The following is a 23,619-nucleotide window of genomic DNA, read 5'->3' as shown; positions in this document are numbered from 1 at the left end:
GGTCCGTGGAATCACGCGGTTAGAACGCGGCGGACTTCCTGAAATCCTCGATCGCGGCACGCAGGGCGGCTTCGTCGTCCTTCGACAGATCCTTGGTCTCTTCGATGCGGTTGACGAGGTCGGCGAACTTGGTCTTCAGGTGGTCGTGCAGGCCCTTTTCGAACGGCAGGATGTCCTTCACGTCGACGTTGTCGAGGAAGCCATTGTTCGCGGCGTACAGCGACGCGGCCAGTTGCCACACCTGCAGCGGCTGGTACTGCGGCTGCTTGAGCAGTTCCGTCACGCGGCGGCCGCGTTCCAGCTGCTTGCGCGTGGCATCGTCCAGGTCCGAAGCGAACTGCGCGAACGCAGCCAGTTCACGGTACTGGGCCAGATCGGTACGGATACCGCCCGACAGCTTCTTGATGACCTTGGTCTGGGCGGCACCGCCCACGCGCGACACCGAGATACCCGCGTTGATGGCGGGACGGATGCCGGCGTTGAACAGATCGGTTTCCAGGAAGATCTGGCCGTCGGTAATCGAGATCACGTTGGTCGGCACGAACGCGGACACGTCGCCGGCCTGCGTTTCGATCACCGGCAGCGCGGTCAGCGAACCGGTCTTGCCGGTCACGGCGCCGTTGGTGAACTTGGCCACGTAGTCTTCGTTCACACGAGCGGCACGCTCGAGCAGACGCGAGTGCAGATAGAACACGTCGCCCGGGTAGGCTTCGCGGCCCGGCGGGCGGCGCAGCAGCAGCGAGACCTGGCGATATGCCCAGGCCTGCTTGGTCAGATCGTCATAAACGATCAGCGCGTCTTCGCCGCGGTCGCGGAAGTATTCGCCCATCGTGCAGCCGGCGTAGGCGGCCAGGTACTGCATGGCTGCCGAGTCCGAAGCCGTTGCGGCCACGACGATCGTGTATTCCATGGCGCCGTGCTCTTCGAGCTTGCGCACCACGTTGGAGATCGTCGAAGCCTTCTGGCCGATCGCCACGTACACGCAGAAGACGCCCTTGCCCTTCTGGTTGATGATCGCGTCGACGGCCACGGCGGTCTTGCCGGTCTGGCGGTCGCCGATGATCAGCTCGCGCTGGCCACGGCCGATCGGCACCATCGCGTCGATCGACTTCAGGCCGGTCTGCACCGGCTGGCTCACCGACTGACGTGCGATCACGCCCGGCGCGACCTTCTCGATCACGTCCGTTTCCTTGGCGTTGATCGGGCCCTTGCCGTCGATCGGCTGGCCCAGCGTGTTCACCACGCGGCCCAGCAGTTCCTTGCCAACCGGCACTTCCAGAATGCGGCCGGTGCACTTGACCGTATCGCCTTCCGAAATGTGTTCGTATTCACCCAGCACCACCGCACCCACCGAGTCACGCTCGAGGTTCAGGGCCAGGCCAAACGTGTTGCCGGGGAATTCCAGCATCTCGCCCTGCATCACGCCGGACAGGCCGTGCACGCGGCAGATACCATCGGTCACGGAAATCACCGTGCCGGTGTTGCGCACTTCAGCGTCGGCGCCAAGACCCGAGATGCGGGACTTGATCAGCTCGCTGATTTCTGAGGGGTTCAGTTGCATCACAATGCTCCTAATTCTTCAATCCGTCGGCCGTTGCGGTCAGGCGGTCAGCGTGGCTTGCATGGCAGCCAGGCGCGCGCGCACGGAGGTGTCGAGCACTTCGTCGCCGACCTTGACGCTTACGCCGCCGATCAGCGACGGGTCCACCGCCACCTTTGCGTGCAGCTTGCGACCGAACTTGCGTTCGAGTGCGGCGACCAGTTCGTTCGTCTGCGAATCGTCCAGCGGGAATGCGCTGGTGATTTCGACGTCGGACGACCCCTCGCGGGCGTTCTTGAGCGCATGGAACTGTTCGGCGATTTCCGGCAACACTGTCAGGCGGTTGTTTTCCACCAGCAGTGTCACGAAGCGTCGGGCTTCGTCGTTCACCGGACTCTTCAGCACCGAAAGGAACACTTCCTGGAGCTTCTCGCCCGGAACGTTCGGATCGGTGGCGAGCGCCTGCATGTCGGGGTTGGCGGCTACCTGCCCCATCTCCGACACCAGCTCGGACCATGCACCCAGGTTGCCTGCACCGGCTTCGCTCGCGACGCGGAACAGCGCCTCGGCGTAGGGACGGGCAATGGTTGCGGTTTCAGCCATGATTAGAGCTCAGCCTTGAGTTGATTGAGCAGGTCTGCGTGCACCTGCGCGTTCACTTCACGCTTGAGGATCTGCTCGGCACCCTTGACGGCCAGCACGGCAACCTGGTCGCGCAGCGTTTCGCGTGCCCGGGTCACTTGCTGTTCTGCCTCGGCCTTGGCCTGGGCAATGATGCGTGCGGCTTCTGCCTGGGCGTTCTGCTTGATCTCGTCGGCGGCCATCTGGGCGCGCTTCTCAGCGTCGGCCACACGTTGCGCGCCTTCGGTGCGGGCTTCGGCCATGGCCTGGTCCACACGCTTGTTGGCGAGTTCAAGCTCCGCCTTGCCCTTTTCGGCAGCGGCGAGGCCATCGGCGATCTTCTTTGCGCGTTCGTCGAGCGCCTTCACCAGCGGCGGCCAAATGAATTTGGCAACAACCCACCACAGGATGAAGAACACGACCATCTGCGCAAAAAACGTTGCGTTCAGATTCATGGTGTGTTCCTTTCGGTAATCAAACTACAGATAAATGCACAAGGGCGGCCAGGCCATCGGACTGAGGCCTGCGCCGCCCGTCAGCATCATGCAGACCGAAAAGACTTACTGAATGACCGACAGCAGCGGGTTGGCGAAGGCGAACAGCATTGCAACACCCACACCGATCAGGAATGCAGCGTCGATCAGACCAGCCAGCAGGAACATCTTGGTTTGCAGCGGGTTCATCAGCTCAGGCTGACGTGCGCATGCCTCGATGTACTTGCCACCCATCAGGGCGATACCCAGGCAGGCGCCGATAGCGCCCAGACCGATGATGATGCCGATGCCGATAGCGGTCAGACCCTGGATGTTGGCGAGATATGCTTGCATGATGACTCCTTTAATTTAGAGAGACTTAGAACCAAAAAACCAAAAAACGAAGAACCGGAAAATCAGTGGTGATCGTGAGCCTGGCCGATATACACCAGCGTCAGCATCATGAAAATGAACGCCTGGAGCAGCACGATCAGAATGTGGAAGATCGCCCATACGGTGCCGGCAACCACGTGGCCGACGAAGCCCAGCGCGGAGAGATCGGCGCTGAACGTCCAGATCGAACCGAGCAGCGCGATCAGCAGGAAGACCAGCTCGCCGGCGTACATGTTGCCGAACAACCGCATGCCCAGCGAAACGGCCTTGGCCAGAAACTCGATCACGTTCAGCACCAGGTTGAACGGGGCCAGGTACCACTTGGCGCCGAATGGTGCGGAGAACAGTTCGTGCATGAAGCCGCCCGCGCCCTTGATCTTGAAGCTGTAGTAGATCATCAGCACCAGCACCGAGCACGACATGCCCAGCGTGCCGTTCAGATCGGCCGTGGCCACTGCGCGGTGGTGCGGAAGATGAACGTGGAAGATGCCCAGCACGTTGTTCAGGCCGGTGACCCAGTCGACGGGGATCAAGTCGATCGCGTTCATCATGGTGATCCAGCAGAACACCATCAGCGCCAGCGGCGCAATCCACGAGCGGTCGCCGTGGATGATGCCCTTGGCCTGGTCGTCGACCATCTCGACGATCATTTCCACGAAGGCCTGGAAGCGACCCGGCACGCCGGGCGTGACGCGGCGGGCGGCCGCGTACAGGAAGATGATGGCGATTGCGCCGCACAGCACCGACCAGAACACGGTGTCATAGTTGATGACACTGAAATCGACCACGGAATGCTGCTTGCCGCCGACCGAATTAAAGTTCTGCAAGTGTTCGGCGATATAGCCTGAGGGTGTGAGCACGTGCTCCGCGCCTTGAGTAGCTTCAGCTGACATGTCGAAACGAACGGTATATTGCGAAATTTGTATGTCGGCGCCGACTTCAGCGACAACCGGTACGCGTCTTGCTTTGGCCTTCGGTCACATGACCGGTCACCGCCTGGGCAAGGACGCCCTTTTGTTCTGGCAAAACCTGACTCACGCAGCGCTGCATCGTGATGACGCGCTGCGCGTGAAACCTCTTGATATTCCGGATGGGTGCCTCACTTGAGACCGAATCCCACGCCGTGGCACCGCCTTTTTGGCGCCAAGGGCGACGGGATCCGCGAAAGTCCGGGTTCTACCGGATCGCGAGCGCCACCCAATAAGTCTTGAGCGCCAACAGGAACGTGACCAGCATCGGTATCCAACGCAGATCGCGGTACAGCACGATCACCAGCACCAGCAATGCCACGGTGCCGAAGACCTTGATCGCCTCGCCGGCCACCAGGCCACCCACCGACGGCTGCCCGCGCGACATCCACAGCCGCAGTGCGAAGAAACCGCTCGGCACAGCGCAAGCCAATCCGCCAAACAAGGCCGACAAGCCCGACGGCGCCGCGTCGCGCGCGAACACTGCCCACGCCAGCGCCGACAGCACGGTAACGGCAAACTGCGCCACCACCACCTTCGCCGGCGTCATGCGCGACGGCCGCAACGCGCTTTCGCCAAGCAGCTTTACCGCATCGGCGCGCGACAGCGGATCGACAATCTCGTCTTCCCGCCCGGCGTCATCATCCCAGTCATCGCGCCAGTCATCGGCGCGATGATTGCTGCGGGGCCGACTGTCGTGAGACATCTCGCCGGCTTGCGAACGGTCCTGCTGTCGGTCTCGAACCACCACCTGCCTAGCCTCGTTCCAGGCCGGAACTTTTTGGGTCCGGCCAGAATTCAAACCGCACGATTCTATTAGGAATCGCTGATTCGAGTCAACGTGCTTTCAGTTAGCTTGCAGTGAATTCCGCACAACGGTTGCTATCACGCTTCCATGATGGCTAGCGTGATATTGCGCAGCAACGATGCGAAACGTAATTGGATTGCGGAGCCGGATGGGGGCACGATGGCGATTTGGCCCACCGCGGCGCGCCCTCGACCCAGCGCGGCGATGTGCCTGGCTGGGGCGTGCGTGCGGTTATCGCGCAGATTCTGGCTGCAACATGGTGCACGCGCCCTCGGTTGTCGCGTGGCGCCGACAGCGGCAATGATTCATCGGTAAAACCGTTGCCGCCCGGCGCATAACCGGCTAGGCGCTGGTCGCAGGCTCCCGCAGGCGCGTGAGGACGCCGTCCAGTGCGTCGTTGCTGCTGAAGTGAATCGTCAACTGGCCTTTGCCGCGCGCGCCCAGCTTGATCTGCACCGCTAGGCCCAGCATGTCCGACAGTTCTTCCTCAAGCCGCGCCACGTCGCGCGTGCCATTGCCCTGTTTCTGCTTGAGCGACTTGAGGTCGAACGGCTTGAGCGTCGAGGCCACGAGCTTTTCGGTCTCGCGTACGGACAGGCGCTTGTTGACGATCTGGTTGGCCAGCGTGATCTGATTGGCGCCATCCACCGCCAGCAGCGCGCGGGCGTGACCCATGTCGAGATCGCCGGCCATCAGCATGGTCTGGACCGGCGCGACAAGATTCAGCAGGCGCAGCAGGTTGGATACCGCACTGCGCGAGCGGCCCACCGACTCGGCGGCCTGCTCGTGCGTAAAGTTGAATTCGCGGATCAGGCGCATGATGCCCTGCGCCTCTTCCAGCGGATTCAGATCTTCGCGCTGAATATTCTCGATCAGCGCCATCGCGGCCGCGGCTTCGTCGGGCACGTCCTTGACGAGCACCGGCACGCGGTCCAGTCCGGCCAGCTTGGACGCACGGAAGCGGCGTTCGCCGGCAATGATCTCGTAGCGCCCTTCTTCGGCCACGCGCCGCACCAGGATCGGCTGCATCAGGCCCTGCACGCGGATGCTGGCGGCGAGTTCCTGCAGCGCGCCTTCGTCCATCCGGGTACGGGGCTGATACTTGCCGGGCTGCAGCTGATCGACGCGCAACACCGTCGGCGCGCCCTCCTGCTTCGCGGTTTCGACAATCTCCGCCGGTCCGCCCAGCAGCGCTTCCAGTCCCCGGCCCAGGCCCTTTTTCTTCGCGGTCACCATGCTCGCATCCTTGCTGTCTAAGTTGCGGGCGCTCAGCCGAGCTGCCGCACGCGCGCGATCATTTCCGCGCCGAAATCGAGATACGCCTTTGCGCCCTTGGACGACGCATCGAACGCGACGCCGGGCATGCCGTACGACGGCGCCTCGGCCAGTCGCACATTGCGCGGGATCACCGTCTTGAACACCTTCTCGCCGAAATGGGCCTCGAGTTGCGCCGACACCTGCTGCTGCAGCGTGACCCGCGGATCGAACATCACGCGCAACAGGCCGATGACCTTGAGGTCGCGATTCAGATTGGCATGGACCTGCTTGATGGTGTTGACGAGGTCCGACAGCCCTTCCAGCGCGAAGTACTCGCACTGCATCGGCACAATCACGCCGTGCGCCGCGCACAGGCCGTTCAGCGTCAGCAACGACAGCGATGGCGGGCAGTCGATCAACACAAAATCGTATTGGTCATCGACCTCGGCCAGCGCCTGCTTGAGCCGACGCTCGCGCTGTTCCAGTTCGACCAGTTCGACTTCCGCGCCGGCCAGCTCGCGGTTGGCCGGCAGCACGTCATAACGGCCCGATTCGGAACGCTGGCGCGCCTGCGCCACCGAAGCCAGCCCCACTAGCACCTGGTACACGCTGTGTTCCAGCGCCTGTTTGTCGATCCCCGAACCCATCGAGGCATTGCCCTGCGGGTCCAGGTCGACGAGCAACACGCGCTGGTCCTGCGCTGCCAGACCGGCGGCGAGATTCACCGTGGTGGTGGTCTTGCCGACGCCGCCTTTCTGGTTTGCGATCACGAATACCTTGGCCATATGCGCTCGAAGCTCCTTGGTGCGCCATATTCGATCCGATTTTATTCGTCGGATGAATAATGCTCAATATTTCACAAATGTGGATTCAACGCCGCGACAACACGACGAGATGTCGCTCGGCATCCAGTTCCGGCACCGCCAGCTTCGGCACTGCGTCGACCTGCCATAGCTGCATCAGGCCAGCCGCCTCCATGCGGTCAAGTTCGTCCTGTGGATAAACGCCCTTCATCGCCAATAATTTGCCGCCCGGCGCCAGCAGATGGCCGGACAGCTTCACGAAATCGCTTAACTCGGCAAAGGCGCGCGACGTGATCACGGCATAGCCGTCCGGATCCTCGATTTTTTCCACCGGTCCCCAATGGGCCGACGCGTTGGTCAGACGCAGTTGCGCGCGGCATTGCGTCAGAAACGCCGTTTTCTTCTGCACGATGTCGACCATCAGCACGGAGACGTCCGGCGCCGAAATCGCCAGCGGAATGCCCGGCATCCCGCCCCCCGATCCCACATCGAGCACCCTGCCCCGCGCAGCATTGGGTACGACGTTGGAGCGCGCGGCTTCCGCCAGCGCGGGCACTGCGGCAAGCGAATCGAGCAGATGATGCGTCAGCATTTCATCCGGGTGACGGATGGCCGTGAGGTTGTAGACGCTATTCCATTTGCGCAAGAGCGTCAGGTACGCGAACAGCGTGTCGATCTGCGACGGCTCCAACTTCAGGCCGATCGCATCGAGCCCGATTTCGAGACGCTTGCGCTGGGCGGTGTCGTCCACCACGGAATATCGAAAGCCGCCCACTCAGGCCGCCTCCTGCCCGCTGCCCGCCGGCGGCGTGGTCTGCGGCGAGCGGCCCATGCCCTTCTTCTTGAGGTGGACCAGCAGCAAGGAAATCGCAGCAGGCGTCACACCCGAAATGCGCGAGGCCTGACCCAAGGTTTCGGGCCGGTGCTGGTTCAGTTTCTGGCTGACCTCGAAGCCCAGCCCCCGCACTTCGGTGTAGTCGAAATTCGCCGGCAGCTTGGTGGCTTCGTTCGCTTCGAGCTTATCGACCTCGGCGGCCTGGCGAGCGATGTATCCGTGGTACTTGATGCCGATTTCGATCTGCTCACGAACCTGCTCGGCCAGGCGCGGATCATCCGATAGCGACGCCTCCGGTGCGAACCGGCCGCCCTGCAACGACATCAGCGCTTCGTAGCCTACCTCCGGGCGCCGCAGCAGATCGGCCAGCGAATACTCGCGCTCGATGGCTTTCCCGAGCAACGGCACCGCGTCAGCTTCTGGCAGCAGCGCCGGGTTCACCCACGTGCTCTTCAGCCGCTCTGTTTCACGTGAAACAGCATCGCGCTTGCGATTGAAGGCATCCCACCGTGCGTCGTCGACCACGCCCAATTCACGCCCCGCTTCCGTCAGGCGCATATCGGCGTTGTCCTCGCGCAGGCTTAGCCGGAATTCGGCCCGGCTCGTGAACATGCGATATGGCTCGGTCACGCCGCGGGTGATCAGGTCATCCACCAGCACGCCCAGATAAGCCTGATCGCGGCGCGGCGTCCAGGCGTCGCGTTCACGCACGTAGCATCCAGCGTTGATGCCGGCGAGCAGGCCTTGCGCCGCCGCTTCCTCATAACCGGTGGTGCCGTTGATCTGGCCCGCAAAGAACAAGCCTTCGATCGCCTTGCTTTCCAGAGATGCCTTGAGCCCGCGCGGGTCGAAATAGTCGTATTCGATGGCGTAGCCCGGGCGCAGGATGTGCGCGTTCTCCATGCCGCGGATCGAGTGGACCAGCTCAAGCTGCACATCGAACGGCAGGCTTGTGGAGATGCCATTCGGATAGAACTCGTTTGTCGTGAGCCCTTCTGGTTCAAGGAAGATCTGATGGCTTTCCTTGCTCGAAAATCGGTGGATCTTGTCTTCGATACTGGGGCAATAACGCGGACCCACGCCTTCGATCACGCCCGTGTACATCGGCGAGCGGTCCAGGCCGCCACGGATAATGTCGTGGGTACGGCTGTTCGTGTGGGTAATCCAGCACGGCAGCTGTTGCGGGTGCTGATCGGGATGGCCGAGAAACGAGAACACCGGCACCGGGTCCAGATCGCCCGGCTGTTCTTCCATTGCTGAAAAGTCGATCGTGCGCCCGTCGACACGCGGCGGCGTGCCGGTCTTCAGCCGGCCCTGCGGCAGCTTGAGTTCCTTGAGACGCGCCGACAGCGAGACAGCCGCCGGGTCGCCCGCGCGGCCGCCAGTGTAGTTATCGAGCCCGACGTGGATCTTGCCGTCCAGAAACGTACCGGCCGTTAGCACGACCGCGCGCGCGCGGAAATCGATGCCAGCCTGCGTACGTGCGCCGACCACACGGTCGCCCTCTACCATCAGGTCGTCCACCGCTTGCTGGAACAGCATCAAGTTTGGCTGGTTTTCCAGCCGGGTGCGGATCGCTTTCCGATACAGGACGCGGTCAGCCTGAGCGCGGGTCGCACGGACCGCCGGACCCTTGCTCGAATTCAGGATCCGAAACTGGATGCCCGCCTCATCGGTAGCCGCAGCCATCGCGCCACCCATCGCGTCCACTTCCTTGACCAGATGTCCCTTGCCAATGCCGCCAATCGACGGATTGCAGCTCATCTGCCCCAACGTTTCGATGTTGTGCGTGAGCAGCAGCGTCTGGCAGCCCATGCGCGCGGCGGCGAGAGCGGCTTCGGTGCCGGCGTGACCACCGCCGACGACTATGACGTCGAATTCTTTCGGGTAAAGCATGGGACACCTCCTCCGGGAGGCTGGGCGGGAAAAAACAGGATGCCGAATTATAGCGGCAATCGAATGTCGTTCCCCGCTCGGACACGATGTTTCACGTGGAACATGGCGTCGGCGATACCTGCTGGGATCGAATGTGTGTTTCACGTGAAACACTTAGCGCAAAACACGTCGTCAAACAAAAAGCCCCGCTTCCGCGGGGCTGTCCATACAGTCACTGTTTCACGTGAAACACATCAGAGGCGGTCACGGATATAGGAGGCGACAGCGGCGCTGAGCGACGCGAGATCCCGTTGCAGCGATGAGAATCCGTCGTTCGGTGCCTTGGTGGCTTCATCCATATACAACGGCCGCCGAATTTCGATTTGCAGGCTGTTGCGGCGCTCCGCAGGTCGGCCAATCTGAGCGATCAACTGCACGCCCTTGTACGGATCGTTACGCGCCACGGTGTATCCCATGCCACGCAGCTGGCCTTCCACCAGATCAACGATCCCCGGCTCGCAAGTCGTGCCGTCCCGGTCGCCGAGCACAAAGTCAGCCAAGGGCCGCGGGCTGACGATCTTGAGACGCTCGTAGGCATTATTCGGCATCGAGTGCAGATTCAGATGCCACAGTGCGCCGAACTTCCGATATGCGGCCTCGACCGCCTCCGCCAGCGCCGCATGATACGGCCGGTAGTAGCGTTCGATACGGTTACGCACCTCCGCCACGGTCAGCTTTCGGCCGTAAATCGGCGTCGCAGCGTCCAGCTTCCGCCAGATCAGTCCGTAGCCAAGCCGCGTCTTCTCCCCTGGGGATAACGGCGTCGGCCACGGCTCGGCCAGCAGGTCTGGATCCAGATCATCGAGCGTCCGGTTCGGATCGATATACACGCGCGGGAATGTCGCCCCGATCAGCGTACCGCCAACCTTTGGAATGGCTGCCCACAGCGTATCGATATGGGTATCCTCGCCCCCGCGCAGCCGATGCAGCGGCACTGCCGCGTCAAAATCGGACGGATAAAAGACCCCGCTGTGCGGCGAATCGCACACCAGGGGAATTGCATCGCCCTCTGGCAATGCGAGTGTGAATGGGCCACCGGGCGCATCGCCAGTCACCGCTTGGTAAGTCGTCATGATCAGTCCAGCTTGATGTTGGCGGCCTTGGCCACACGCGCGTAGCGTGCCATTGCCTGCTGGATCTGGGCCTTGAACTGCTCGGGCGTCGTTGGCACCAGCGTGCCGCCGGACTCCTCGACCTTGCGCTTGAACTCGGGATTCTCCATTGCCTTGTGGATCGCCGCATTCAGCTTGGCAATGATCGGCTGCGGCGTGCCGGCGGGCGCCACGATGCCGAACCAACCGCCCTCACCCATATCCTTGTAGCCCAGCTCGGCGTACGTCGGCACGTTGGGCAACTGCGGAGAACGCTGCGCACCCAGCACCGCCAAGGCGCGCAGCCGGCCCGATTTCACGTGAGGCAGTGTGGTCGCCAGGTTATCGGTGATCGCGTTTACCTGGCCCGCGACGGCGTCGTTCAGCGCCAGCCCTGCGCCCTTGTAGGGCACGTGCAGCAGGTCGATCTTCGCCAGCATCATGAAGTTCTCGATGTTGACGTGGCCCAGCGATCCGGCCCCAGGCGACGCAAACGTATACTTGCCCGGATTGGCCTTGGCCAAGGCGACAAACTCCTGCATGGTTTTGGCCGGTACGCTGGGATGCACGGCAAACACGCTCGGAATGGCGATGACGTTGGTCACCGGCGTGAAATCCTTGATCGGATCGTAGCCAAGCTTCGGATAGACGGCCGGATTGGATCCATGCGTGCTGACCGTCGCCATGCCGATCGTGTAGCCGTCCGGCGCTGAGCGCGCCACTTGCTCCATGCCGATCGAACCACCGGCCCCGCCCTTGTTGTCGACCACGATGGTCTGGCCCAGTTCGCGTCCGGCGAACTCCGCAACCAGCCGCGCCGACAGATCCGTCGAACCGCCGGCGGCGAACGGCACCACCAGCCGGATCGGTTTACTCGGGTAGTTGGGCTGTGCCAGAACTGGCATCGCCATGGCGCCAAATGCGACGCCGACGGCTGTGGACAACATTGTGGACAACAAGAATTCGCGGCGCGTGGCACGCACGCAAGTGGCTCGATTCATCTGACAAACTCCTCGTACTTTTTTCGATTTGCGGATCGCCGAGCCACGAGTTTCCGCGAGTTTACCGGCTGTGCACAAACGACTATATTGCACGATTCCATTACCAAAGATCATTCTCGGATCGACAAGGCTATGCGCCTCCACTCACCTTCGATGTCCGAGCTGCATGCGTTTGTTACCGCCGCTCGTCTGGGCAGCTTCACGCGCGCGGCGGACACGTTGTGTGTCACGCAAGGCGCCATCAGCCGCGCCATCGCCCGACTGGAGGCCCACTTCGGCCAGCCGCTGCTCCATCGCAACGCGCACAGGCTGACCCTTACCGACGCCGGAAACGCTTATCTGGCGGCGATTTCCGAGCCACTCGCCGCACTGGAAGCCGCCAGCGCCGCAATGTTCGAAAAAGATCGCCGGCATCACCTGACGCTTTCCGCCGTACCCACACTCGCCAGCGTCTGGCTGGTGCCTCGCCTGCCCGACTTCCATCGCCGGCATCCCGAGATCCGCCTGGACTTTGTTCCCTATCGCAAGGAAGAGGATTTTTCCGGCGCACGGCCCGATGCCGCGATCCTGGCCGGCGAGGCTAGTCAGTGGGCCGGATGGCAAGTCGACTATGTGATCGGCCGCGAAATGGTGCCGGTTTGTCATCCGGCGCGGGCCCATGCAAGACGCATCGCCAACCTGTGGAAAACTCCGCACGAACTGCTGGCCGAACCCCTACTTTTCCACACCACTGCACCCGCAAACTGGCAGAAATGGCTGCAGGCCGCGGGCGTACCCGATGCTGCGCCAACCCTCGCGCGCGGGTTCGATCAGGTGTCGATTCTGCTGGAGGCCGTCAAGGCCGATATGGGTGTCGCCGTGCTGCAGCGCTGCCTGGTGCGAGACGCGCTCCACGCGGGCCAGGTGGTCGCGCCGTTCGATTTGCCGATTACGCTCAGCCGGGGATATTTCCTGTGTTCGCCGCGCGAAAAACGCGAGCATCCGGCCTTGCATGTTTTCCGCGACTGGCTGCTTGCTGTAGCTCAGACTGATATCGAAGTGCTGACTTCTTAGCCGGTTATCCACAGTGTGGATATCTTTGTGAACAACATCGATCCGGCAAATAAAATCTAGGCGCAAAACGCCAGAAAGATCTCCACACCGAATAGTTTACGTCGCGGCCCCGCGTGCGGCGGGACGATCAGGCCGCTTTCCTGGTCAGGCCCAGATAGGTTTCGATCACCTTGGGATTGCTGGCCAGGGCCGCGGCCTCGCCCTCCAGCGCCATATCGCCGGTCTCGATCACGTAGCCGTAGTCCGCCACCTGCAGGGCCGCCCGCGCATTCTGTTCAATCAGCAACGTCGCCACGCCGGTCTTGCGCAGGTTGCTGATGATGTGAAAGATCTCCTTGACGATCAGCGGCGCCAGTCCAAGGCTGGGCTCGTCCAGCATCAGCAATTGCGGCTTCGCCATCAGGGCACGGCCCACCGCCAGCATCTGCCGTTCTCCGCCGGACAGCGTACCCGCGTCCTGCCTAGCGCGCTCCCGCAGGCGCGGAAACAGATCGTAGACCACGTCCATCTGATCCAGATAGTTGCGCTCGCCCGCCTTCTTGCGCCGGAACGCCCCGAGCAGGAGGTTGTCCTCGACCGACATGGTGGCAAACAGCTCGCGCTTTTCCGGCACCAGGCACATGCCGCGCGCCACGCGCCCCTCGACGGGGATGCCGGTCATGTCGTGCCCCAGATAGCGCACCGTGCCGCTCGACGACCCCGTGGCAGGAAGCGCGCCCATGATGGCATTGAGCATGGTGGACTTCCCTGCGCCGTTGGGCCCGATCACAGTGACGATGCGGCCGGCCTCGACCTGCAGACTGGCGCCATGCACCGCCTCGACCTTGCCGTAGCGGACATGCAGGTCCTTCACTTCCAGAATCAGACTCATCTCATATCCTCACTCGATGCCGCCCAGATACGCTTCCAGCACTGCCGGATCCTTCTGCACCTCTTCCGGTACGCCCTCGGCGATGCGCGTGCCAAATTCCATCACCACGAGGCGATCGGTCAGGTTCATCACAAAGTCCATGTCATGCTCCACCAGCAGCACACTCATGCCTTCGCCTTTGAGCTTGCGCAGCAAATCGGCAAGCGCCTGCTTTTCCTTGTAGCGCAGGCCTGCGGCTGGCTCGTCCAGCAACAGCAGCGCCGGATCGCAGCAAAGCGCCCGCGCAATCTCCAGGATCCGTTGCTGCCCCAGCGCCAGGCTGCCGGCCTCCATGTACATGCAGTCGGCCAGCCCCACGCGCTCGAGCTGGCGCTTCGCCTCGAACAGCAGCTTCTGTTCCTCGCCACGGTTCATGTGCAGGATCGCCGCGGATACGCCGCCTTGCGCGCGGAAGTCGCCGCGCAGGTGCGCGCCGATCGCAACGTTCTCCAGCACCGTCATCGTCGGCAGCAAGTGCACATGCTGGAACGTCCGTCCGACCCCGCGCTTCACGATCTCGCGCGAAGGCAGGCCCGAAATCACTTCGCCGCGATAGCGCACTTCCCCGCTCGTGAGCGGCAGCACCCCGGTCACCAGATTGAACGTGGTGGACTTGCCCGCGCCGTTGGGGCCGATCAATCCGATGATCTCCCCGGCGCGCACCTGGAAGCTCACGTCGTTCACCGCCACCAGCCCGCCAAACTGCTTGCGCGCCGCGCGCACATCGAGAATCAACTCTCCGGCGTCCGGCTTCTGCCGCACCGGCAGCGCCGCAGCATGCGCGGGCGCGGTCACGGACGGCCCCGACGGCATCAGCCTGCGCAGGAACGGCCAGATGCCGTCACGCGCGTACTGCAGCAACAGCACCAGCAGCACGCCGAACACGATGATCTCGAAGTTGCCCGTGGTCCCCAGCAACTTGGGCAGCACGCCCTGCAGCACGTCCTTCAGGATCGTCAACACACCGGCGCCCAGCACCGCGCCCCAGACGTGTCCCACACCGCCCACCACGGCCATGAAGAGGTACTCGATACCGTAGTTGAGTCCGAACGGCGTCGGATTCACCGCGCGTTGCAGATGCGCATAGAGAAAGCCCGATACGCACGCCAGTATCGCGGCCACCACGAAGATCACCACCTTCATCCATGCGGTGTTGACGCCCATGGCTTCGGCCATCGTGCCGCCGCCCTTGAGTGCGCGAATCGCACGCCCGGGCCGCGAATCCAGCAGATTCTGCATGGCGAATACCGCGAGCAGCACCACCAGCCAGATCAGATAGAACATCGACCGCCCCGACTGCAGCTCGATACCGGCGATCGACAACACCGGGATGCCGTTGAGGCCGTCGTACTTGCCCAGAAACTCGAGGTTGCCAAACAGGAAGAACAGCGACAGACCCCATGCAATCGTCGCCAGCGGCAGGTAGTGGCCGGACATGCGCATCGTGATCAATCCGATCACATAGGCCGATGCCACCGTGATGATCAATCCCACCACGAGCCCCACCCATGGAGACAGCCCGAACTGCGTCGTCAGGTATGCGGTGCTGTACGCGCCGAGCCCGACAAATGCGGCCTGGCCGAACGACGTCATGCCGCCCACGCCGGTCAGCAACACCAGCCCGATCGCCACGATGCTGTACAGGCCAATGTAGTTGCCAAGCGTGATCCAGAACTCGGGCGTCGGCAGCACAGGAAGCAGCGCCAGTGCCATCACGAACAGCAGCGTCAGGATGCGGCTGCGCACATGGCCGCGCACAGCCTCGCCCCGCTGCGACGCGATGGTGCCGTCGCCATCCACGCGCTTTTCCATCGGTTTGTCGGTGAGCATGGTCATGGCTTACTCCTCTTCCTCGACATGCTTGCTCGTGAGCGATCGCCACAACAGCACCGGGATGATCAACGTAAAGACGATCACCTCCTTGAAGGCGCTCGCCCAGAACGACGAATACGATTCGAGCAGCCCCACCAACAGCGCGCCGAGCGCCGCAACCGGATAGCTCGCCAGGCCACCGACGATCGCGCCAACGAAGCCCTTCAAGCCCACCAGGAAGCCGGATTCGTAATAGACCGTGGTCAGCGGCGCAATCAGGACGCCGCACAACGCGCCCAACGCGGCCGCCAGCGTGAACGAAAGACGCCCGGCCTGCGTGGTGCCGATGCCCACCAGGCGCGCGCCCAGCCGGTTCACGGCCGTCGCGCGCAGCGCCTTGCCTTGCAGCGTGCGTTCGAAAAAGAAGTACAGCGCGGCGATCAGCAGGCCGGACACCGCCACCACCCAGAGGCTCTGTCCAGACACGCTGAGGCTGCCGACATCGAAACGCGCCTCGGAAAACGGGTTCGTGCGCGAACCCTCCGCACCAAACATCACGAGGCCCAGACCGACCAGCGCGAAATGCACGCCCACGGAAACGATCAGCAGCACCAGCGTGCTGGCTTCGGCAAGCGGCTGGTACGCCAGGCGATAGAGCATTGGGCCGAGCGGCACGACGATCAGCAGCGTCACCGCCACCTGCACCAACATCGGCAGCGGCTGGCCGCCGTACTGCTGCACCAGCAAGTGCACGGCCACGGGAAACAACAGGTATTTGGCCGCCAGCACGGCAAGCCGTCGCGCCGCCATGCTGCGCAGGTCCGGGCTGCGCAATACCACGGCCGCGTCATAGACAAACGTGAGCACGCCCATGGCCAGCAGCAGCCACGTGGTTTGAGGCGCGTGCCCGGCCTGCATCGCGGCCAGCGTCAGCGCGCCATAGGCCACGAATTCGCCCTGGGGTATGAAGATGACGCGCGTTACCGAGAACACCAGCACCAGCGCCAGTGCCAGCAACGCGTAGATGGCGCCGGAAGTAATGCCGTCCTGCGCCAGGATGGCCGCAATCGAAAGATCCATTGTCTCCCCGACTCGTGGAAGGGTCCGCGCTGTCAGCTTAATCGCTGCGCGGCGTTGTACGTAGATTGCAAGACGGCAAGGGCAAAAAAAGGGCGCATGGCAATCCATGCGCCCCTGCGTTGCTACGCCTGCCCCGCGCGACCAACTCCTGTCTGCCGAACGAGCGCCGGCCTACTTCTGCAACTTCCACTTGCCATCGACGATCTGCACCATCACGCGCGCGCGCTGGTCCATGCCGAGGTGGTCGGTGGGAGTCATATTGATGATGCCGTGCGATACCGGCAGATTCTTGGTCTGCTCCAGCGCATCGCGCAGCGCCTTGCGGAATTCCTTGGTGCCCGGCTGGCCCTTCTTGAGCGCCTCGGGAATGGCGTTCTGGAGCAGCAGTCCGGCGTCCCAGGCGTGGCCGCCAAAAGTCGAGACCTGGCCACCGAACGCTTTCTCGTATGCCGTCTTGTACGTCATGGCCGGCTTCTTGACGGGATTGCTGTCTGGCAATTGCTCGGCCACCAACAACGGACCGGCGGGCAGGAATGTGCCTTCGCAATCCTTGCCGCACACCCGCAGGAAGTCGGGATTGGCCACGCCGTGCGTCTGATAGATCTTGCCCTTGAAGCCGCGCTCCTTGAGCGTCTTGGCCGGCAGCGCCGAAGGCGTACCCGAACCGGCAATCAGCACCGCGTCCGGATTGGCGCCCATCATCTTGAGCACCTGGCCCGTCACCGAATTGTCGGTGCGCGCAAAGCGCTCGTTGGCCACCACCTTGATCTTGCGCATTTCCGCCACCTTGGCGAATTCCTGCGCCCAGCTATCGCCGTAGGCATCCGCAAAGCCGATGAATGCCACCGTCTTCACGTTGTTGTTGGTCATGTGCTCGGCCAGCGCCGTGGCCATGTGCGAATCGTTCTGCGGCGTCTTGAAGACCCATGCGCGCTTGGCATCCATCGGCTCGATGATGCGGGCCGAGGCGGCCATCGAGATCATCGGCGTTTCACTCTCGGCGGCCACGTCCACCATCGCCAGCGAATTCGGCGTCACGGTGGAACCCACCACCACGTCCACCTTGTCCTCGCTGATCAGCTTGCGCGTGTTCTTTACCGCCGTGGTGGTGTCGGTCGCGTCGTCGAGCACGATGTACTCGATCTTCTTGCCGGCGATTTCCTTCGGCAGCAGCGTGAACGTGTTCTTTTCGGGGATGCCGAGCGATGCCGCAGGCCCGGTGGCCGAAACAGTGACCCCAACTTTCACCTGGGCACTGGCCGCACCGGCAAACAGGCTGGCAGCAGCAAGAGCCAGCAAGCTGGCGCGCTTGAACGTCATAGAGTGTCTCCTTCGATTCCAGAAACGGAAAAAGGCATCCGTCGGCTTTCGGCCGCCGGATGCCTTCAGTTTTTTTGTCGGCCCGTTCAACAGGCTCTCTGGCAGACGCAACGCTGGCGTCCGATCAGTGTCGGGAACATCGAAGTTCGTCCCGTTTTTCCCGTCCTGCGCGTGATACCCCCGGAATTGCGCAGTTGCATTACCCGACCGCTCGGTCGGGAATGCGAATCGAGTCTAACACAGCGATCTGATCCGAAAAGCGGGATTAACCCGCAGCGGCGGCGGCACAACAGTCCGGGTTACGGCGTCCTGGCTACCGGCGCGCGCGCGGGGCGCGCCGGCATGTTCGCAATGCCGTGGCGCCGGCCCGTATCCGGTCGCATCGGATCAACGCAGGAAGGCGTCGTAAGCGGTCTTCATGATCAGCGCGCCAACCACGGCGATGAAGACCTTGCGCACAAACCTGCTGCCATGCCGAAGCGCCAGCTTGCTGCCCACCTGACTGCCCGCGACATTGGCCACGGCCATCACGATGCCCAGTTGCCACCAGACGTGGCCCTTGGCCGCCAACAGCAGCAGCGCGGCAAGGTTGGTAGCAAGATTGACCACCTTGGCCGAAGCCGAGGCATGGAGGAAGTCGTAGCCGAACACGCGCACGAACACGATCATCAGGAAACTGCCCGTTCCCGGCCCGAACACGCCATCGTAGAAGCCGATCGCCGCACCGGCCAGCACGGCGGCAATGCGCTCGCGTGCGCCGGACAGCGAGGGCGCGTGCTCGGTGCCAAGGTCCTTCTTCGCTACGGTGTAGGCCAGCAGCACCAGCAGCACAAACGGCAGTGCCTTGCGCAGCGGGTCGGCCGGAATCCTGGTCAATGTCCACGCACCGGCCATCGACAACACGAAGGCCGCAATCATGGCCGGCGCAGTGACACCCCAATGGATCCGGACCGAGCGCGCAAAGCGCATCGCCGCATTGGAGGTGCCCGCCATCGACGCCACCTTGGTGGTGCCGATCAACGTGGCGGGCGCCATGTTTGGATAGGTCGAAAACAACGCGGGGATCTGCACGAGGCCCCCGCCGCCCGCCACGGCGTCAATCATGCCGGCCAGGAAGGCGGCCGCGGCCAGAAACGCAAATTCCATGCTGGAACCATCAGAAAGGTGGGAAGGGATTCAGGCAAATCGTGTCGACGGCCAGGTTCGGCTGGCCGCGGCCGCGCCATTACCCGAGAAACTTCGGTGTGGGCACAAGGCTGCGGACCCACAGGCCGCTGCCGTCGCGCTGAAATCCATCGGGCGCGCGCTGGCCCGGATCCACCAGACCTTGCGCCAGGGCGATGTGCCGGATGCCGTGGGCACGGCACCAGTCCGCCAGCACGGCACAGCATTCCTGCAGCCATGCCTGGACGGACGTCTCCGCTGGCCATTCCGACGATTGAAGCGATTGCGGCGAATGTTGCGATTGCAGCGGTCGCGGTGCGCTCGCCAACGCGGGCGGCTCCCCTGCATCCGTAGAATCCGATGACGATACCGGCGGCCACCACTCCGCCACCATTGCAATACGGCCGCCTGTGGACAAGCTATGGATCAGGGTGACGGGCATCAGGCAGGCCAGGTTGTCGCGCACCGCATTGGTGCCGCCTAGCAGGCAAATGCCATGACTGCCCTGGTCGAGCAGCGCATCGAGCGATACGCGACGCGCGCGGGCCTCCGGGACGCCAAGCGGGGCGCGACGCATCAGCCAGGCGTCGACCACAGGTGCATCTTTGGTCACAGCGGGGCGTACCCAGCGCTGCGGCGGCGTTGATTCTGAGGGATTGGAAATCGTGAACATGAGACGCGCGGGAAGCAGGCCGGCATTGTCGCACGGGGCCTCCAGCCGGGTCATGCACGAAAAGCATCGCCCGTGGAAGGCGATGAAATGCCGGCATAAACACGTCGTGGACCGGCGCAAATAAAAAAGGCGTTGCTGGGGATCACCCGGCAACGCCTTTTATCGTGTTGGCTGCTGCTACCCGACACCGGGTGCGCGCCTGTCGTCTCCTCGCTTCCGCCTCCAAGTAACCTGCGAAAACCGTATAAGCAATGTAACGAAGCGGTGCGTCTGAAACAAGTCAGCAATAACCCTAGCCCCAAAATCGAGCATGTTGCCCGATCTGCACGCAGGGCTTGCTATTTTTTCCGGCTCGTGAGTGCAATCAGCTCGCCCATGATGCCGCGGCGGAACGTCAGCACGCAGATAACGAAGATGATGCCGGTCACCATCGTCACCGACTCGCCAAGCGCGTTGAACCAGCTGACGCCCGTAACCGACGCCAGGAACGATCCGATATCGCCGAGCTTGTTCTCGAGCGCCACCACCACGAAGGCGCCAACGATCGGGCCGGACAACGTGCCCAGGCCGCCCACCAGCGTCATCAGGATCACCGACCCCGACATCGACCAGTGCACGTCGGTCAGCGTGCCGAAACCAAGCACCAGCGCCTTGATGGAGCCGGCCAGGCCGGACAGCGCGGCCGAGATCACGAAGGCCAGCAGCTTGAAGCGATCCACGTCGTAGCCCAGCGAGATCGCGCGCGGCTCATTCTCGCGGATGGCCTTCAGGATCTGGCCGAACGGCGAATGCACCGTGCGCACGATCAGCGCGAAGGCGGCCACGATGATGATCAGCGCCACGTAGTACAGCGTCGTATCGTTGGCCAGCGAGAGCACGCCAAAAAGCTTGCCGCGCGGAATGCCCTGCAGGCCGTCCTCGCCGCCCGTGAACGGCGCCTGCAGACAGATGAAGAACAGCATCTGCGCCAGCGCGAGCGTGATCATCGAGAAGTAGATGCCCTGGCGCCGGATCGCCAGCGAACCGACCACGTAGCCGATCACCGCGCCGGACAACGTCCCGAACAGCAGGCCCAGTTCCGGTGTCACGCCCCATACCTTCATCGCATGCCCAGCCGCGTAGCCCGCGCCGCCAAAGAACGCGGCATGGCCGAACGACAACAGGCCGGTAAAGCCGATCAACAGATTGAAGGCGCAGGCGAACAGCGCGAAGCACAGCACCTTGAGCACGAACACCGGGTACGCACCCACCAGCGGCGCGGCAATCAGCGCCAGCAACAGCAGGCCGTAGAGAACCCTCTTTTGCACAGCCGTCCCTTCCTTGAAGCCCTTGGCTTGCACCGCCACAGCGGTTTGACCGGTCTGCCCGCTCATCATTTCTCCCTTCCGAACAGCCCTGCCGGACGCAGCAGCAGCACGATCACCATGATGAAGAACACCACGGTCGCCGAGGCCTCCGGGTAGAACACCTTGGTCAGCCCTTCAATCACGCCGAGCCCCAGGCCCGTGAGGATCGACCCCATGATCGAACCCATCCCGCCGATCACCACCACCGCGAACACCACGATGATCAGATTCTGTCCCATCAGCGGCGACACCTGAATCACCGGCGCGGCCAGCACGCCGGCAAACGCGGCCAGCGCCACACCGAAGCCGTAGGTCAGCGTCACCATCAGCGGCACGTTCACGCCGAACGCTTCCACCATCTTCGGGTTCTCGGTGCCGGCCCGCAGGTACGCGCCGAGCTTGGTCTTCTCGATCACGAACCACGTCGCCAGGCACACCACCACCGACGCGGCCACAACCCATGCGCGATAGTTCGGCAGGATCATGAAGCCCAGATCGGTTGCGCCCTGCAGCGCTTCGGGCGGCGAATACGGCAGGCCCGACACGCCGTAGATCGACCGGAACACGCCTTCGATCACCAGCGTGATGCCCAGCGTCAGCAGCAGGCCGTAGATGTGGTCGAGCTTGTAGATCCAGCGCAGCATCGTCTTCTCGATCACGATGCCGAGCACCCCCACCACCAGCGGCGACACCAGCAGCATCACCCAGTAGTTCAGTCCGGCGTATTCCATGCCCGCCCACGCCAGCAGCGCACCGAGCATGAACAGCGCGCCGTGCGCAAAATTGATGACGTTGAGCAGACCGAAAATCACGGCCAGCCCCAGGCTCAGCATCGCGTAGAAAGCCCCGTTGACCAGGCCCAGCAGCAACTGGGACAACATGGCGGGAAGCGGAATTCCAAAGATATCCATGGGCTAGATTGCCTGTAGGTGTGTCGCCCGACTGCCACTTGCGCAGCGTCGGAGTGGAAGCAAGCGCGTCGCAACCAGTGGCATGTCGCACCCGGCGCGCCGCGCTTGTCTTCCCGCCCCTGTCCGCTGCCGGACAAGGGGCCATTCTGGTGTTACTTCTTCATCATCGCGCACTTCGATTCGGCAACCGTGGTGAAGGCCTGGTCGCCAGGAATCGTCGCGGCCACCTTCAGGTAATCCCACGGCTTCTTCGAATCGGCCGGCGCCTTCACCTGCATCAGGTACATGTCGTGAATGTTGCGGCCATCGGCGCGGATGTAGCTCTTGTTGTAGAAGTCGTTGATCTTCATCTTCTTCAACTCGGCCATGACCTTGTCCGGATCGTCGGTCTTGGCGGTCTCCACGGCCTTCAGGTACGTGCTGATCGCGGAATAGTCCGCGGCCTGCAGGCTGCTCGGCATCTTCTTCATCTTGCCGAAGAAGCGATTCGCGAACTTGCGCGTCTCGTCGTTCATGTCCCAGTACCAGCTGTCGGTCATCAACAGGCCTTCGGTGTTCTTCAAGCCAAGGCTGTGCACGTCGTTGATGAACATCAGCAGGCCGGCGATCTTCATCGTCTTGGTGATGCCGAATTCCTTGGCGGCCTTGATCGAATTGATCGTGTCGCCGCCCGCGTTGGCCAGGCCCAGGATGTCGGCCTTCGACGCCTGTGCCTGCAGCAGGAACGACGAGAAATCCGACGCCGACAGCGGATGGCGCACCGATCCCACCACCGTGCCGCCATTGGCCTTCACCACTGCCGCGGTGTCGTTCTCGAGCGAATGGCCGAAGGCGTAGTCGGCAGTCAGGAAGAACCACTTCTTGCCGCCCTGCTTCACCACCGCGCTGCCGGTGCCCTTGGCCAGCGCCACCGTGTCATAGGCGTAGTGCACCGTGTACGGCGAGCACTCTTCGTTGGTCAGGCGCGCCGTGCCGGCGCCGATGTTGAAATAGACGCGCTTCTTTTCCTGCGCCACCTTGTTCATCGCCAGGCCGGTCGCGGAATTGGTGCCGCCCAGCAGCATGTCCAGCCCCTGCTGGTCCATCCACTCGCGCGCCTTCGATGCTGCGATGTCGGCCTTGTTCTGGTGATCCGCAGACACCAGCTCGATCGGCTTGCCCAGCACCTTGCCGCCGTGATCCTCGATCGCCATCTTGATGGCTTCCAGGCCGCCGGGACCGTCGATGTCGGCGTACAGGCCGGACATGTCGGTGATGTAGCCAATCTTCACGGTATCGCCCGATACCTGCGCCGAAGCGCCCCCTGCATATGCGCCAAAGACAGTTGCCGCCACTGCGACAGCCAGCCGAGTCATCTTCATGTTTTGTCTCCTGAGTTGTGGCGGCGTCCTCACGCCCCCCGTCCTGCGATCGCAAAGCGCCACCAAGCAAACGCCGCCGACGTGGTTGCGCAGCCCTGCCCGGTCGTCCGACCTGGAGGCAGCCGCGCAGCGCGCCGTCACCGCTTCACTTCGTATTCCTTGCGGGTCCCAAAAACAAAATGTTCAGACGCCAAGCAGTTCATTGAGCACCGGCATCTTGTCCTGCAGTTCGTCGGCGGCAAAGCGCTCGACGATGGCGCCGTG

22 protein-coding genes and 1 pseudogene are annotated in these 23,619 nt (G+C 63.0%); 1 reads left to right on the top strand and 22 read right to left on the bottom strand.

Annotated elements, in window-relative coordinates:
- Positions 1-19: 19 nt before the first annotated feature.
- The 12 genes from atpA to AC1RKI_RS25655 form a co-directional block, all read right to left on the bottom strand.
- Positions 20-1,561: a F0F1 ATP synthase subunit alpha gene (gene atpA / locus AC1RKI_RS25710; RefSeq protein WP_061953418.1), complete on the bottom strand. Its 1,542-nt coding sequence runs from the start codon at positions 1,559-1,561 to the stop codon at positions 20-22.
- A gap of 39 nt (positions 1,562-1,600) precedes the next feature.
- Positions 1,601-2,143, bottom strand: a complete 543-nt coding sequence (locus AC1RKI_RS25705) for a F0F1 ATP synthase subunit delta (protein ID WP_061953416.1) — start codon at positions 2,141-2,143, stop codon at positions 1,601-1,603.
- 2 nt (positions 2,144-2,145) lie between these two features.
- The gene (locus AC1RKI_RS25700; RefSeq protein ID WP_061953414.1) at positions 2,146-2,616 is read right to left on the bottom strand and encodes a F0F1 ATP synthase subunit B; all 471 of its coding nucleotides are present in this window, start codon (positions 2,614-2,616) and stop codon (positions 2,146-2,148) included.
- 105 nt (positions 2,617-2,721) lie between these two features.
- A complete protein-coding gene (gene atpE, locus AC1RKI_RS25695) occupies positions 2,722-2,988 on the bottom strand; it encodes a F0F1 ATP synthase subunit C (RefSeq protein WP_008650162.1) in 267 nt (88 codons plus the stop codon).
- Positions 2,989-3,050: 62 nt separating this feature from the next.
- Entirely contained in the window at positions 3,051-3,920 is an 870-nt protein-coding gene (gene atpB, locus AC1RKI_RS25690; RefSeq protein ID WP_061953412.1) for a F0F1 ATP synthase subunit A, read from the bottom strand.
- A gap of 283 nt (positions 3,921-4,203) precedes the next feature.
- Positions 4,204-4,701: an ATP synthase subunit I gene (locus AC1RKI_RS25685; RefSeq protein WP_492797928.1), complete on the bottom strand. Its 498-nt coding sequence runs from the start codon at positions 4,699-4,701 to the stop codon at positions 4,204-4,206.
- A 444-nt stretch (positions 4,702-5,145) separates the two neighbouring features.
- The gene (locus AC1RKI_RS25680) at positions 5,146-6,039 is read right to left on the bottom strand and encodes a ParB/RepB/Spo0J family partition protein (protein WP_061953408.1); all 894 of its coding nucleotides are present in this window, start codon (positions 6,037-6,039) and stop codon (positions 5,146-5,148) included.
- 32 nt (positions 6,040-6,071) lie between these two features.
- The gene (locus AC1RKI_RS25675; protein ID WP_061953406.1) at positions 6,072-6,845 is read right to left on the bottom strand and encodes a ParA family protein; all 774 of its coding nucleotides are present in this window, start codon (positions 6,843-6,845) and stop codon (positions 6,072-6,074) included.
- An 85-nt stretch (positions 6,846-6,930) separates the two neighbouring features.
- Complete coding sequence (gene rsmG, locus AC1RKI_RS25670; protein WP_425306688.1) at positions 6,931-7,617, bottom strand: 16S rRNA (guanine(527)-N(7))-methyltransferase RsmG; 687 nt, start codon at positions 7,615-7,617, stop codon at positions 6,931-6,933.
- Positions 7,618-7,638: 21 nt separating this feature from the next.
- The gene (gene mnmG, locus AC1RKI_RS25665) at positions 7,639-9,594 is read right to left on the bottom strand and encodes a tRNA uridine-5-carboxymethylaminomethyl(34) synthesis enzyme MnmG (RefSeq protein ID WP_061953402.1); all 1,956 of its coding nucleotides are present in this window, start codon (positions 9,592-9,594) and stop codon (positions 7,639-7,641) included.
- 233 nt (positions 9,595-9,827) lie between these two features.
- Positions 9,828-10,706, bottom strand: a complete 879-nt coding sequence (locus AC1RKI_RS25660; RefSeq protein WP_492797932.1) for an N-formylglutamate amidohydrolase — start codon at positions 10,704-10,706, stop codon at positions 9,828-9,830.
- Positions 10,707-10,708: 2 nt separating this feature from the next.
- Positions 10,709-11,725, bottom strand: a complete 1,017-nt coding sequence (locus AC1RKI_RS25655; RefSeq protein WP_061953398.1) for a Bug family tripartite tricarboxylate transporter substrate binding protein — start codon at positions 11,723-11,725, stop codon at positions 10,709-10,711.
- 132 nt (positions 11,726-11,857) lie between these two features.
- On the opposite strand from AC1RKI_RS25655, the gene AC1RKI_RS25650 reads away from it, so the two are divergent.
- Positions 11,858-12,778: a LysR substrate-binding domain-containing protein gene (locus tag AC1RKI_RS25650; RefSeq protein WP_492797934.1), complete on the top strand. Its 921-nt coding sequence runs from the start codon at positions 11,858-11,860 to the stop codon at positions 12,776-12,778.
- Positions 12,779-12,905: 127 nt separating this feature from the next.
- Here the strand turns inward: AC1RKI_RS25650 and AC1RKI_RS25645 are convergent, their stop codons facing one another.
- The 10 genes and pseudogenes from AC1RKI_RS25645 to AC1RKI_RS25600 form a co-directional block, all read right to left on the bottom strand.
- Positions 12,906-13,649 (bottom strand): ABC transporter ATP-binding protein, encoded by a 744-nt coding sequence (locus tag AC1RKI_RS25645; RefSeq protein WP_061953394.1) that lies wholly within the window; start codon positions 13,647-13,649, stop codon positions 12,906-12,908.
- Positions 13,650-13,658: 9 nt separating this feature from the next.
- Positions 13,659-15,401: a branched-chain amino acid ABC transporter ATP-binding protein/permease gene (locus AC1RKI_RS25640; protein ID WP_492797946.1), complete on the bottom strand. Its 1,743-nt coding sequence runs from the start codon at positions 15,399-15,401 to the stop codon at positions 13,659-13,661.
- Positions 15,402-15,527: 126 nt separating this feature from the next.
- Positions 15,528-16,580, bottom strand: coding sequence for a branched-chain amino acid ABC transporter permease (locus tag AC1RKI_RS25635; protein ID WP_061953390.1), 1,053 nt, complete (start codon positions 16,578-16,580; stop codon positions 15,528-15,530).
- Positions 16,581-16,751: 171 nt separating this feature from the next.
- Positions 16,752-17,900 (bottom strand): ABC transporter substrate-binding protein, encoded by a 1,149-nt coding sequence (locus AC1RKI_RS25630; RefSeq protein ID WP_061953388.1) that lies wholly within the window; start codon positions 17,898-17,900, stop codon positions 16,752-16,754.
- A gap of 387 nt (positions 17,901-18,287) precedes the next feature.
- A complete protein-coding gene (locus AC1RKI_RS25625; protein ID WP_150982282.1) occupies positions 18,288-19,046 on the bottom strand; it encodes a sulfite exporter TauE/SafE family protein in 759 nt (252 codons plus the stop codon).
- Positions 19,047-19,125: 79 nt separating this feature from the next.
- Positions 19,126-19,737: a hypothetical protein gene (locus AC1RKI_RS25620; RefSeq protein WP_223505870.1), complete on the bottom strand. Its 612-nt coding sequence runs from the start codon at positions 19,735-19,737 to the stop codon at positions 19,126-19,128.
- 338 nt (positions 19,738-20,075) lie between these two features.
- On the bottom strand, positions 20,076-21,110 hold the full coding sequence (locus tag AC1RKI_RS25615) for a branched-chain amino acid ABC transporter permease (RefSeq protein ID WP_061953382.1): 1,035 nt from the start codon (positions 21,108-21,110) through the stop codon (positions 20,076-20,078).
- Positions 21,110-21,994: a branched-chain amino acid ABC transporter permease gene (locus tag AC1RKI_RS25610; RefSeq protein ID WP_061953380.1), complete on the bottom strand. Its 885-nt coding sequence runs from the start codon at positions 21,992-21,994 to the stop codon at positions 21,110-21,112. Before AC1RKI_RS25610 ends, AC1RKI_RS25615 begins: the two co-directional genes overlap by 1 nt.
- A gap of 152 nt (positions 21,995-22,146) precedes the next feature.
- On the bottom strand, positions 22,147-23,355 hold the full coding sequence (locus tag AC1RKI_RS25605) for an ABC transporter substrate-binding protein (RefSeq protein ID WP_150982283.1): 1,209 nt from the start codon (positions 23,353-23,355) through the stop codon (positions 22,147-22,149).
- 183 nt (positions 23,356-23,538) lie between these two features.
- Positions 23,539-23,619: pseudogene (locus AC1RKI_RS25600) on the bottom strand (ABC transporter ATP-binding protein); the annotation flags it as partial.

Source organism: Cupriavidus sp. GW822-FHT06G04 (assembly GCF_058799075.1).
This window is presented reverse-complemented; position numbering and strand designations above follow the sequence as displayed.

Excerpts from the sequence above, each read along its gene's own strand:
- atpA (WP_061953418.1), bottom strand. The coding sequence starts at position 1,561 with ATGCAACTGAACCCCTCAGAAATCAGCGAGCTGATCAAGTCCCGCATC.
- AC1RKI_RS25705 (WP_061953416.1), bottom strand. The coding sequence starts at position 2,143 with ATGGCTGAAACCGCAACCATTGCCCGTCCCTACGCCGAGGCGCTGTTC.
- AC1RKI_RS25700 (WP_061953414.1), bottom strand. The coding sequence starts at position 2,616 with ATGAATCTGAACGCAACGTTTTTTGCGCAGATGGTCGTGTTCTTCATC.
- atpE (WP_008650162.1), bottom strand. The coding sequence starts at position 2,988 with ATGCAAGCATATCTCGCCAACATCCAGGGTCTGACCGCTATCGGCATC.
- atpB (WP_061953412.1), bottom strand. The coding sequence starts at position 3,920 with ATGTCAGCTGAAGCTACTCAAGGCGCGGAGCACGTGCTCACACCCTCA.
- AC1RKI_RS25685 (WP_492797928.1), bottom strand. The coding sequence starts at position 4,701 with ATGTCTCACGACAGTCGGCCCCGCAGCAATCATCGCGCCGATGACTGG.
- AC1RKI_RS25680 (WP_061953408.1), bottom strand. The coding sequence starts at position 6,039 with ATGGTGACCGCGAAGAAAAAGGGCCTGGGCCGGGGACTGGAAGCGCTG.
- AC1RKI_RS25675 (WP_061953406.1), bottom strand. The coding sequence starts at position 6,845 with ATGGCCAAGGTATTCGTGATCGCAAACCAGAAAGGCGGCGTCGGCAAG.
- mnmG (WP_061953402.1), bottom strand. The coding sequence starts at position 9,594 with ATGCTTTACCCGAAAGAATTCGACGTCATAGTCGTCGGCGGTGGTCAC.
- AC1RKI_RS25660 (WP_492797932.1), bottom strand. The coding sequence starts at position 10,706 with ATGACGACTTACCAAGCGGTGACTGGCGATGCGCCCGGTGGCCCATTC.
- AC1RKI_RS25655 (WP_061953398.1), bottom strand. The coding sequence starts at position 11,725 with ATGAATCGAGCCACTTGCGTGCGTGCCACGCGCCGCGAATTCTTGTTG.
- AC1RKI_RS25650 (WP_492797934.1), top strand. The coding sequence starts at position 11,858 with ATGCGCCTCCACTCACCTTCGATGTCCGAGCTGCATGCGTTTGTTACC.
- AC1RKI_RS25645 (WP_061953394.1), bottom strand. The coding sequence starts at position 13,649 with ATGAGTCTGATTCTGGAAGTGAAGGACCTGCATGTCCGCTACGGCAAG.
- AC1RKI_RS25640 (WP_492797946.1), bottom strand. The coding sequence starts at position 15,401 with ATGGCACTGGCGCTGCTTCCTGTGCTGCCGACGCCCGAGTTCTGGATC.
- AC1RKI_RS25635 (WP_061953390.1), bottom strand. The coding sequence starts at position 16,580 with ATGGATCTTTCGATTGCGGCCATCCTGGCGCAGGACGGCATTACTTCC.
- AC1RKI_RS25630 (WP_061953388.1), bottom strand. The coding sequence starts at position 17,900 with ATGACGTTCAAGCGCGCCAGCTTGCTGGCTCTTGCTGCTGCCAGCCTG.
- AC1RKI_RS25625 (WP_150982282.1), bottom strand. The coding sequence starts at position 19,046 with ATGGAATTTGCGTTTCTGGCCGCGGCCGCCTTCCTGGCCGGCATGATT.
- AC1RKI_RS25620 (WP_223505870.1), bottom strand. The coding sequence starts at position 19,737 with ATGTTCACGATTTCCAATCCCTCAGAATCAACGCCGCCGCAGCGCTGG.
- AC1RKI_RS25615 (WP_061953382.1), bottom strand. The coding sequence starts at position 21,110 with ATGAGCGGGCAGACCGGTCAAACCGCTGTGGCGGTGCAAGCCAAGGGC.
- AC1RKI_RS25610 (WP_061953380.1), bottom strand. The coding sequence starts at position 21,994 with ATGGATATCTTTGGAATTCCGCTTCCCGCCATGTTGTCCCAGTTGCTG.
- AC1RKI_RS25605 (WP_150982283.1), bottom strand. The coding sequence starts at position 23,355 with ATGAAGATGACTCGGCTGGCTGTCGCAGTGGCGGCAACTGTCTTTGGC.